Source organism: Candidatus Profftia tarda, assembly GCF_904848675.1.
In the GTDB taxonomy this organism is placed as follows: Bacteria; Pseudomonadota; Gammaproteobacteria; order Enterobacterales; family Enterobacteriaceae; genus Profftia; species Profftia tarda.
Window position 1 is genome coordinate 29,514 of the sequence record NZ_LR890047.1, and the last position, 12,331, is coordinate 41,844.

Annotated in this window: 4 protein-coding genes; 2 read left to right on the forward strand and 2 right to left on the reverse strand. The window is 28.6% G+C overall.

Annotated elements, in window-relative coordinates; translation table 11 throughout:
• Positions 1 to 103: 103 nt before the first annotated feature.
• Positions 104 to 1,357: a glutamate-5-semialdehyde dehydrogenase gene (locus tag KTT71_RS00075; RefSeq protein ID WP_216782463.1), complete on the forward strand. Its 1,254-nt coding sequence runs from the start codon at positions 104 to 106 to the stop codon at positions 1,355 to 1,357.
• A 1,567-nt stretch (positions 1,358 to 2,924) separates the two neighbouring features.
• Positions 2,925 to 4,280 carry a CDP-diacylglycerol--serine O-phosphatidyltransferase gene (gene pssA, locus KTT71_RS00080; protein WP_216782714.1) on the forward strand — a complete coding sequence of 452 codons (1,356 nt, stop codon included), beginning with the start codon at positions 2,925 to 2,927 and terminating at the stop codon, positions 4,278 to 4,280.
• A 1,312-nt stretch (positions 4,281 to 5,592) separates the two neighbouring features.
• Here pssA and mltA read toward each other — a convergent pair.
• Positions 5,593 to 6,720 (reverse strand): murein transglycosylase A, encoded by a 1,128-nt coding sequence (gene mltA / locus KTT71_RS00085; protein WP_216782464.1) that lies wholly within the window; start codon positions 6,718 to 6,720, stop codon positions 5,593 to 5,595.
• Between the two features lie 994 nt (positions 6,721 to 7,714).
• Positions 7,715 to 8,968 carry a serine hydroxymethyltransferase gene (gene glyA, locus KTT71_RS00090; protein WP_216782465.1) on the reverse strand — a complete coding sequence of 418 codons (1,254 nt, stop codon included), beginning with the start codon at positions 8,966 to 8,968 and terminating at the stop codon, positions 7,715 to 7,717.
• Between the last annotated feature and the right edge of the window lie 3,363 nt (positions 8,969 to 12,331).

Consider the following 12,331-nt stretch of genomic DNA (forward strand, 5'->3'; position numbering starts at 1 on the left):
AAGATGGCCTAAATGATTAAAATCAATCAGCTAATTTGAAATTTTCATTATAATAATTGTATCTTAACTGCGGATAGTCATGACATAATAAAGGAAGGCTAATATGTTAGAAAAAATAGGTCAAAATGCTACAAATATCTCTTACGATCTCGCCATTCTTAGCTCAGAACGCAAAAATAATGTATTATCATGGATTGCTCATTATCTTGACAAAGATAGTAGATTAATTCTAGAGGCTAATAATTTAGATATCCAAGAAGCATTTAAAAATAAAATCGCTAAAGATATGCTAAAACGTTTAGCGCTTTCTCCAGAGAGTTTATTAAATATTGCTAACGATGTACGCCAGATTTGCGGGCTAGAGGATCCTGTAGGTAAATTAATACATAGTAGGATCTTAAACAGTGGGTTGCATCTCGAGTGTCGCTGTGTACCGTTGGGAGTAGTAGCCATAATTTATGAATCTCGTCCTAATGTAACTATTAATTCTGCGGTATTATGTTTTAAAACGGGTAATGCAGTAATTCTTCGTGGTGGTAAGGAAGCTTATTACACAAATAAGGCTCTTATAAAGATTATTCATAAATCCTTGGATAAAGAAGGTTTGTCAAGAGACGCTGTGCAAGCTATTACAAGCACTTCTCGAGATCTTGTCGGTGCATTACTTAAATTAGATCGTTATATTGACATACTGATTCCGCGTGGTGGTGCTGGATTACATAAATTATGTCGCGAACAATCTACTATTCCGGTTATTACTGGCGGTATCGGTGTTTGTCACATATATCTTGATGAAGGCATGGATTGCGAGCAGGCTCTTAAGATTATTGTCAATGCTAAAGCTCAACATCCTAGTATGTGTAATACGGTCGAGACGTTATTAGTCCATCAGCATGATGCTAACTATTTCCTGCAAGAATTAAGCTTATGTATGCATAAAATGGAAGTTTCTTTACATGGATGTCCACGATCATTGCCAATATTAAGTCAAGGTCCTGCGGTGCACATCCCTCTCAAAGATGCTGATCTTGATCAAGAATGGCTATCTCTGGACCTAAATGTTATGGTTGTGGACGGGCTGGATGATGCTATTAAACATATTCGTCACTATGGTAGTCATCATTCTGATGCTATATTAACAAGGAACACTAAAAACGCTAATCGTTTTGTCCGTGAGGTTGATTCTTCTGCTGTCTATGTGAATGCTAGTACCCGCTTTACTGATGGAGGTCAGTTTGGTCTTGGTGCAGAAATTGCTGTGAGTACACAAAAATTACATGCCCGTGGTCCAATGGGATTAGACGCTTTAACTACTTACAAATGGATTGGTTCTGGCAATGATTTGGTACGTATTTAACGCGCTCATCACATGAGTATGAAATTAGTTATATTTTATTGATAAAATTTATTAATCATTTTAATTATAATCATTGCTGAATAATTATAACTTAAAGTTTTTAACTTTTTCTGCATTCTTATAAATACCTGATCAGTTTTTATCTCTCTTTCGCTCAAAATAGATCTAAATAATTGAATAATTATACAATTATATTCAAGCAAAAGATCTTTTTATAAGATATATTATTAGCAATTACAAAGTATCTTTTATGATATAAAGATCTAAAAGTTGTTATAGTATTCATACTAAAATGCTGGATTAGATATTGTGAAATTTATTGTATTAAAAATTAATTTTTTAGCCGTGCGATTAATTATACCTATTTTGTTTATAACTGTGATTTGTCTAATCAAATATGTCCTCAAACGTTATTTAATGCTGATGTTAACAGCATATACTTTACTATATTAGTGTAATGCTATTTAGCAAAATGTATATATTTAATTGAACATAAATATGATGAAGATTAATGCAAAATTTATTTGCTTAGTCAAATACCTTATTTATGATTAGAAATAAAATCCTAAATTTTAGATTTTTTGCTTAATAATTATATTTTATATACATATCTAAATATATTATACTATATATCCATATATTTGGATCTTATATTTATATTATATACATAATATTTTAACAAGTTATAAAAAATATTATAATTTTTACATTAAAATACATAGGTTATAAAAAGATATATTAGAGGCATATTAAATAATAAATTATGCAATATGCCTGCTTATCCTAAAAAAATTTTAGTAACATTATAAACATAAATATAATTGAAATTATAAGACTGTGTTATAAGTCATGATATAACTAAGAATGTTTAACCATATCTTCATACAATCAAGTATCATTTTCTCATGAGATCTTGCTATAATCTAGTATAATCAATGCAATAACATTAATATATTAGCATTTTTATCCATGCAATTTATTCTCGGATGTTTTGCAGTCTTATATTTATATTAAACAAAAATAATTTTCTGTTTATCATCCTTCTAGGAATCACTCAAGTGAAATATTTAATATTTATCAATATCTATAATTTTCTCTAAAATATAGAACCCTTTTGTTAATTGCGTTAAAATTTAACAATAAAATAGTTGAGGTTTATAGATGATGCAGTATCTGCATATTATATTTATATGCATAATGCTTATACCTATCCATACTTTATAGTAAAAAGTATTATCAGATAGTATAATATTACATATATTGTATTTGATAATATTAAGTATCATCTAGAAAATTTATTTCCGTTTTATTGATGAGGTATTACGTATGACCATAAAATGCTGTTGAGTCATTATTGTAATTCTTTTTAATCTTTGCTATTATATACTGAGTATATACTTGACTCTCTATATCGGAATGAAATAACAGAAAGTATAATATACTATAAATATATACAACTTTTTATGATACTATATCAATAAACAAACAGATCAAGCATAGGTTCTGGTTTAATATAAATGTATATATGATTTTTACTAAATCATAATCAGAGAAGAAGTGTAATGTGATTTTGTATAAATTAAAAACCATTCAACATAAACAGTATCTTGAACAATTGCCAAAACTTCCTCAGAAAGTAGAGGGTCTCAATACCCTATTTTCCCCAGAAGATTTTCGTATAGCTTTAATAAATGCCATCCTACATGCTTCTAGCCGTATTTACATAACTGCCTTATTTCTAGAAAATGATGATGGCGGGCGAGATATTCTTAATGCACTATATCTTGCAAAGAGACAGTGTCCTGATTTAAAGATATCCGTTCTTGTGGATTGGCATCGCGCACAACGTGGCCGCATTGGAGCTGGATGTAGCAAAACTAATTCTGATTGGTATTGTTTTATAGCGGAACAATATCCCAACATTTCAGTGCCTATCTATGGAATTCCAGTTAATACTCGTGAAGCTCTGGGTGTTTTTCATGTCAAAGGATTCATTGTTGATAATAGTGTTATTTATAGTGGCGCTAGTCTGAATGATGTTTATTTGCATCGCCATACACAGTATCGATATGATCGCTATCATTTTATAGAGAATGCTTTTTTAGCAAATTCCATGTCTATTTATATTGAAGATAAGCTACTCACTAATCCTGCTGTCCATCGACTAGATCGCAAAGATCGTCCTAAAAGCTCTAAAATACGCCATAAAATACGCCAATTTAGGCATATCTTGCGCTCTTGCGCATACACTGTTCCATCTTTAGCAAGTAATAATGAGTTAGCGTTAACACCTATTACTGGGCTAGGTAGACACAGCTTACTAAATAAAACCATTCACAATTTAATGCGTAGCGCAGTAGATAAAGTTACGTTATGTACTCCTTATTTTAATATGCCATCACTTTTAGTGCGTAATATTATTTTTTTATTGAGACAAAACAAGCAGGTCGAAATTATTGTAGGGGATAAGAAGGCAAATGATTTTTATATTCCGGAGAGTGAACCATTTAATATTATTGGCACACTTCCATATTTTTACGAAATGAACTTGCGCCATTTTATTATGCGCCTACAACGCTTTATAGATAACGGGCAACTTATTGTGCGCATTTGGAAATGCGATCAGCATACCTTTCATGTTAAAGGTATATGGGTTGATCATGAATGGCAGTTGATTACAGGTAGTAACCTAAACCCGCGCGCATGGCTTCTTGATTTAGAAAATGCAGTTCTTATCCACGATCCTAAACATCAGTTGGATAATCAGTTTCAGAAAGAAAGGGGATATATTCAGACTAACACAGATATTATAAGAAGCTATTATGATATTGATACTATTTATCAGTATCCTAAAAAAGTACGTAAATTAATAAAAAGAGTAAGCAGAATTCGTATTGACCTTATCATCAGGAGAATTTTATAATCATGTTCATCAGTAGTCGTATCACTTTTTATATTCCTGTATTACGTTAGAAGAAAAAACATATAACCGCATAATAGTTGGAGCATATCTTGTCATAATTATTCAACCTTGAGAGATATCGACATTCTATTACTGTCTGAAGATCTTCCTGCATCGAGGAAGCTCTTCAGACAGTAATAGTTCTTAATATTATAATATAGCCTAAATACAGAAAAATTACTTTATGTAATTTTCAGAGTTGTGTGGACCTTATAAAGCGATAAGGTATGATTTCATTTTTATAAAAGTATATAAATATGCTGATATTATTAGATCTACAAATGTTTCTATTATTTCTCTAGAACACTATTCAATAGTGTTGAGATATGTTAATAACTTTACTAATAATGCTGCACTTATCAAAATATTATATATATCATTTTGATAAATTATATATTAAACATATAAATAATATATCTCTTCTAATTGTTAAAACAGCAAGAAGAGCATTTATTATATTTTAGCATAATTTAGTATTAGTTGATAATAAGATTATATTATATTTCATGTATTATTTTATCTAAATTTTGTTTATCATTAGATGAATTAACATAAATTAATTGTAGTTGCTTCTGCTTTAAATTTTGCTTAGTTTTCCTATAAACTTTATCTTACTAAATAATATTCGATATTTTTATATTTTTAATATCTATATAAATATAAGTAATTGATTTTAATTATATCATTTACATCTGTAAATTATAGCAATATTTCTCTGCTATTTTATATTGCATGCGTTATCATTTTTTAATATTTTGAATGCCATCACAGATAATATCTTTTACCAGTAAAATTAGATCAGTTATTCATGTAATAAAATTTATATGTTTTCTTAGACATGACTCCAAATATTATATGAATGAGCTGGATATTGCATAAATATGATAGTTTTTATTGATATTTCTTCTAAAAAGTTTTTCTACTAGAATAACTTTTTAGAAGATAAATTATCTTAATCAAGAGTGTATTCATTGGTGAATACTGTATTTTTATTATCAATAAAATGGGTAAAAAATTTTTAATAATCTATTTCTTTTATTTAAAGTCATAAAGTAGTTAATTTAGATCTCTTTGAATAAATTTCTTTAATATGACAGCAGTTCACACTACATACTTCTTGATCTCATATGCTTATAAGTTTTGTTGATCTATCTATGATAGATCACGCAAATATATTAGCAATATTAATTGCTTAATACTCTAGATTAAATTATAAACTGGCTGCAAAAATGATTAAAATATCTATAAGAGATCATAACTAAATATTTCTATATTAATTTTTTTTAGGAGATCCGGTTATAAGTTTACAGATAGTCTTCTCAGGCATTTTTAAAAGCCAGACACGACCGTAGTGGTTATAGAAACCAGCTTTTTGCCCAGCTTTACCCCCAATTCCTTGATAGATATCGCAGTGTTGTCCTTTGATAGCGCCACCTACATCTAGAGCTGCCATGAGGCGAATTTCATAATGGTTCATAAAATTTCCTCGATCATTCAATAAAGGCAATTCCACTAGCAAAGTAGATCCTTCTGGGATTAGAGAACGGTCACAAGCTAGAGCGGAGTTAGCTATCAAAGGTACACCGCTTGCACCTTTTACTACAGGATACATTTGGGGATTAAAGAATATAAAAGAAGGGTTATGTTCTAGTAATGCACGCACTTCATCTGCATTATGTCGGTCAGCCCATTTGCGAATGGTCTTCATCGATATTCGCTCAGGTAAGATGTAACCAAGGTCCGTCATGATTTTACCAATACTGCGATAAGCGTAACCATTTTCCCCAGCATACCTCAAAAAAGTCAATGGGCGACCATCTCCGTAATCCACATATCCACTTCCTTGTATTTCCATAATAAAATTATCTAATAGCGAGTTGCTATAGCCAAGCACTAGGTTATGATTCTCTAATATACCTGCATATATTTCAGCACGATTTGGCAAGTGATGTTTTTGACTTTTATGATAAGGCATACGATAAAATGGATATTGAAACTTTCCTTGACGAGTGTAACGAGCATGTGTGACTGGTGTATAGTAGCTTGTAAATTGTACGTTACCAAAATTATCGGTACCAGCCATTTGGTATATTTTAAATCCGAAATAGGGAATATCAACTATATGTGCTCCATCTTTGAGCCATTTATTAACCGCTTTAAAAACTTTGTAATTTTTCTTATAAAGCAAAGGCGCAGCACGTTTTATTTCGATAATTTGGTCAGAAAAATCTTTTTGATTGACTAATTTTCCTTTTATATTAGGTTTACTAACAAGTTTTAAAGGATTTTTAATTTTTCCATCTATAAACTGTTTTCCTTGACGTGTTTTTTGTAATGCACATCCTGTTAACAGTTTGAGTAATAATAGAAATATTATGTATTTTTTGAAATATGAGCTCATTTTTAGAACCTATACAGACTCAAGAACCATCTGATAATCAACATATATAAAAGAATTTTATTTATTTCAATGGTATAATCAACGGATCACTTACGGGAAGATCTTGTTAAAAAAATTATATCTTTAATATTAGATCCTAATTTATCCTTGCACCAGAAAATAAAAATATTAATTTTTATCAAAAAATTACATGTATTTATTAAATTTGTATCTCCTAAGTACTCAAGAGTTTTTCTGTGGATGTAATTGTATATAAAATACACGTTACGTAACGTGATGAAATCACTCTATTAATTAAATTAATATCAACTTTAATAAATTTGATAATAATCTTTTAAGAAAGTTCATAATTTTTATTCTGAATAACTGGTATATAGAGTAATAAGTTATGCTATATTTACTTGATTGAAAATACTACTGCCATAATAAAATAAATGATAGGAAATTAATATTGCTTATAATATATTATATCACCCTGCATATAGAGTTATCTTCAGTTAAGTCTAACATCTATCTATTAAATAGATAATAAGATTCAACTGTCATCATAGATGCATACATTATGATTCATTTCCTTCATGGTTTATAATTTAATTACTTCTTTATATTTTGCATAGCTTATTGGCATGTATAATAAATAAGAGCACAAGATAAAAAGATATATTTTTGTTACAGAAGGTCGTCTTATCATGTTGGTTATTCTGTAATAGGGTAACTGATTAAATCTAATAATGATTAATAAAATATTTTTAGAAATTTATATATATTAGCAGAAGTTAATTAAATATTAAATATGAGTGATTACCTATCACAAATTGTTCTTAACATATATTCGATCGAATATTTAACAACATATTAGGTTAATCAATTTATTTCTAAAAAGTTCATTACAATTTTAGATTAAAAATTAGCTATTCTTGAGCAATAGGTAACTTTTTACCGTGTATTATCACAGCATTATTGAGTAGTAAAAATAAATATTATATGTTATCTATCATTGATAGACTGGTAAGCGAGCACAGATGTTTAAAACTTTTTGTTTGATTTTTTTAATAGTAACCTGATCGTTTATGTTGTCTATTATATCACATATCCAGCTAGCCAGTACATGTGCATCATCTTCTTTAAAACCACGTCTAGTAATTGCAGGAGTCCCAATACGCACTCCTGAGGTTATTAATGGATTTCTAGGATCGTTTGGAATACTATTTTTATTTAATGTGATATTTGCATGACCTAGTGCTATCTCCGCATCTTGACCTGTGATATCTTTATGAGCCAGATCTACTAAAAACATATGATTTTCAGTACCTCCAGAAACCACTTTATAGTCACGGTTTATGAAAACCTTAACCATTTCTTTAGCATTTTTGATAATTAGTTGTTGATATTCTTTGAACTCGGGTTCCATTGCTTCTTTGAATGCTACAGCTTTCCCTGCAATGACATGCATTAGGGGTCCTCCTTGAGTTCCTGGGAATACTGCTGAGTTTAATTTTTTATACATCTCTTCGCTACCACCTTTAGCGAGAATTAATCCTCCGCGAGGACCAGCCAAGGTTTTGTGTGTTGTGCTTGTCACTACGTGAGCATATAGTACTGGGTTTGGATAGACATTAGCAGCTACCATGCCGGCAATATGGGCCATATCAACAAATAGATAAGCTCCTACGTGGTCTGCAATTTCACGCATTTTAGCCCAGTCAACAATTCCTGAATATGAAGAAAAACCACCAACAATCATTTTATTTTTATATTTTTCTGCTTTTTTCGCGATATCGTCATAGTCAATCTGACCGCTTGCGTTAACACCATAGGGAATAAAATTATAGAATTTACCAGAAAAGTTTATTGGAGAACCATGTGTTAAATGCCCTCCATGCTCTAAATGCATACCCAAAATTGTATCCCCAGGCTGCAGTAGTGCAGTATAAACTGCAAAGTTGGCTTGAGAACCGGAGTGTGGCTGTACGTTAGCGTAATCAGCGCCAAATAATTTTTTGGCGCGATCGATCGCTAATTGTTCTACTAAGTCAACATATTGGCAACCTCCATAAAAGCGTTTTCCTGGATAACCTTCAGCATACTTGTTAGTTAGCTGAGATCCTTGGGCTTGCAGAACGCGTCGGCTAGTATAATTCTCTGAGGCAATAAGTTCTATATGCTCTTCCTGACGCAATACTTCTTTGCTCATAGCTTTCCAAAGTTCTAGATCGTAATTGGCAATATTCATTTTGTTCTTTAACATCTTTTTCCTTATTTTTCATTGTTGATAATAATTCAATGCAAAATATATTTTTATGCATTGTTGTGCAATATATGGCTATAAATTTATGGAATATTATATTGCATATATCTACGTATTATTATCTATATCAAACAAAAAAATATTTTATAGTATATCTACAATGATATTTTATAGGAGAATTGTTTGTAATATTTGATTTATAATATACAAGTGAATAATGGGTTGATTTAAAGTGTTTAGAATTGTTATTCTATTATCTGGCTGATCTATCAATAAGTTTTTATTTTTAAATTTACTAAATAAATACAACTGATCTACTAAAGTTATAATTAATAATAGCATTATTTCTATAATAACGGAAAATATTAATTTCACACATGTATTGTGAATATTCTTAAAATTAATTTGCTATTTTTTTACTTGTCGTATCTTACTAAGAAATAAATATATCAGCATACAAAGTCAATTTTAAATGTAATAAGTATGCATGATTATCAATTTTATCATATAGTTAAATAAATACTTTATTCAAAATAATATTTATTACTCAATATTTTTAAGTAATATCCCAGGGTAATTATTTTTAAACTTATAGCTCCATCATTTAAGTAATGTAAATAAGATTTTGTCAGATAGATTTGAATTGTCTTATTAGATGATTTATGATGCTCTCACATTAGCTCTAGTCACTCTATCCCTTATTTTTTTTAAATATGTTACATGTTTGTTTTGTGAGCGTTTTATTAGTTGTTTTCGGTTAGTATCATAGGGCTAAGAATCGAGACCTTATAGTATAATTTTACAGTTTATATTTATTATCTTTGATTAAAGATAGATATCTTATTTTTAATAGTTTTCCACTCTTTTTAGATTTTATTTCTTTGTGTTATAGAAGTTATATTTTTGATCTTGATGAGATCTTTAAAAATTTGTAAAATATACTTAAGCAATTCTTAGCAAACTAGGATGCTGTAAACAGGAGTGATTACTATCTCTTCTATATAGATGTTTATAGATTAATATATATAAATTATAAATGCTTATCCTGAAACTGCATGCAACTTTCTCATCACGAGGGGATGTTTTATTTATAGGGGGTCTGATATTGTCTTAAATTAGTCACTATACACTGTTGTTATATTTAAGATTTATTATATTATGTACGCTTTTAATTAGTACTATTATAGCTAGAACAATGGCAATCTAATATAATTTTGGTATACAGTTAAATATAATGAATAATTATAATAATATGTAAGTATTAACACCTGTTTACCCTTCTTTTAATACAGGTTGATTCGTGAGCACTAAAAAATAAATTTAATAAAAGATTAATTCTGATATTTCTTTAGAATATACTATGTAGCAAAAATATTCATGATCATTGCATAATAATCTGTCACAATATGCATAGATTTTATATCTATACTTATGCATCTTCTGTATTTAGAACATACAGTTTTTATATTAGAAAGAATAATAAGAGTGAGTTGTCTATATATATTTTTAATGAATTAGCTCTATATTTTATTTCAAGATTTTTTACAAAAAATATCTTTATTACTATTTAGTAAGTATATCAAAGTATACTGATTATTAGATTGATATTTGATAAAATATCATGAAGGAACATATAGAATTTCGAAAGCATTTTTTTATATTAACAGCAAATTATTTAAATGAGTGATGCAATAGACATTAACCAGACAAGTTATTCAATAATAGCTTCGATATTGATGACAAGTTAATAAAATACTTAGCGTTTTTCTTTATTTTATTAATATGTTTAGCATAAACATGCTCTTATTGTTTTGATTAGACCATCTTCTTATTTTATCGATTGTGTTATCATAATGTTTAGTAGTTATGATGTTTGTAAATGTATCTATATCTCAGCATTACTATTCGTAGAATACGATCATCTCTATTAAAGATATTATACTTCTAACATCTCCGATGTATAGGGATTCCCATAGGAAGAATATCAATAATATAATTACCGTGCTGAATTGTGGCTATAGATATCATTATCCTATCTATATGTTATCATCTCTCATTAATTTTATTGATAAATGTCACCACGTGTTATGTATGCTTACTGTGAATCTTCTAGATGTACATTTAATATTACTGCCTTACGATTGATATTAATCATATTATTAAACTATGGACATATAATAATTATTATGAGAATGCTGCTCGTTCTCTCTGTAATATCAGTTATGGATTTTGCTCTATATTTTTTAACATAGATTATTATAGTATTTTGATAATAAATAGATATTTAAAAAGCATCATGAATTTATTGAAGCCATCATAACATAATATGATATAATTATTTATATATCTTATATCTTATATCTTATTATATTACTAATAATTTACGCATATGAATTTTTATTACTAGCTCAATGCTTATCTCTTGTGAGAGAGATTAGGTTTTTCTTAAATTTTTAAAGTACGTTAAATAAAATAGTTGGAATTAATTTATATTTTGTTTGTTTAAGATCGTCAAGAAGAGAGGGTTAAATCTAGGCTGATAGTTTCACATTAGTGTTCTAATCAATAAATATCTTTTTGTTATATTTAATATTACAATAATTAATGCTATAATCATCAAGAACCTTCCTAATTTAGTGATGCAATCTGATCCCGGATTTATTTTTGTGGAGCAAAAATGTTACACAACTCGCTGTACGTCATCCGATATAATAATGCAAAAATTAAATATTGAGCATTTATTCAGAGTATAATTTTCTTAAGGAAGTCTAGAAGACTTTGAGACAAAACTATAGATCTGTGGACTTCTTAAGTGACTCATAAAGCCTAGAATTATAGCGAATTAATCTAAGTTTGCAGGGTGCTTAATTGAGGAGTACGAGACAGAGTACACTAGCATCCCGATGCTTAGATAATTCAATTATAATGTGATGTTTTCATATAAAATCTGTAATTACCAGACGTCCAAAAAATTTTGCGTTCTTGATTACAAAATATTTAGCGCATTTTACCCAGAAAACTTCTTTTATATCTTTCTATCTATGATATTTAAAATATTGCCATCTATAAAATACGCTTAGTGCGAGATATTGATAAAATCTTCTTGACATAAATTAGAGAATAAAACATTTTTAATTATATGATATTAACATGTATCTTATAATATAATTTATTATTTCATGAAGAGAATTGCTGATAATTTATAGATAATATTATATATTTTATGAAATAAATATAAGAAAAGTATATAGGAATATAGATCGGGAATCTATAGTTGCATATATTTTCTTATTTCAAATCATGACACTTAGATATTCGCAAGTTTTATCTACTATTTATATTATTATGTCTTCCTGCGTGGAT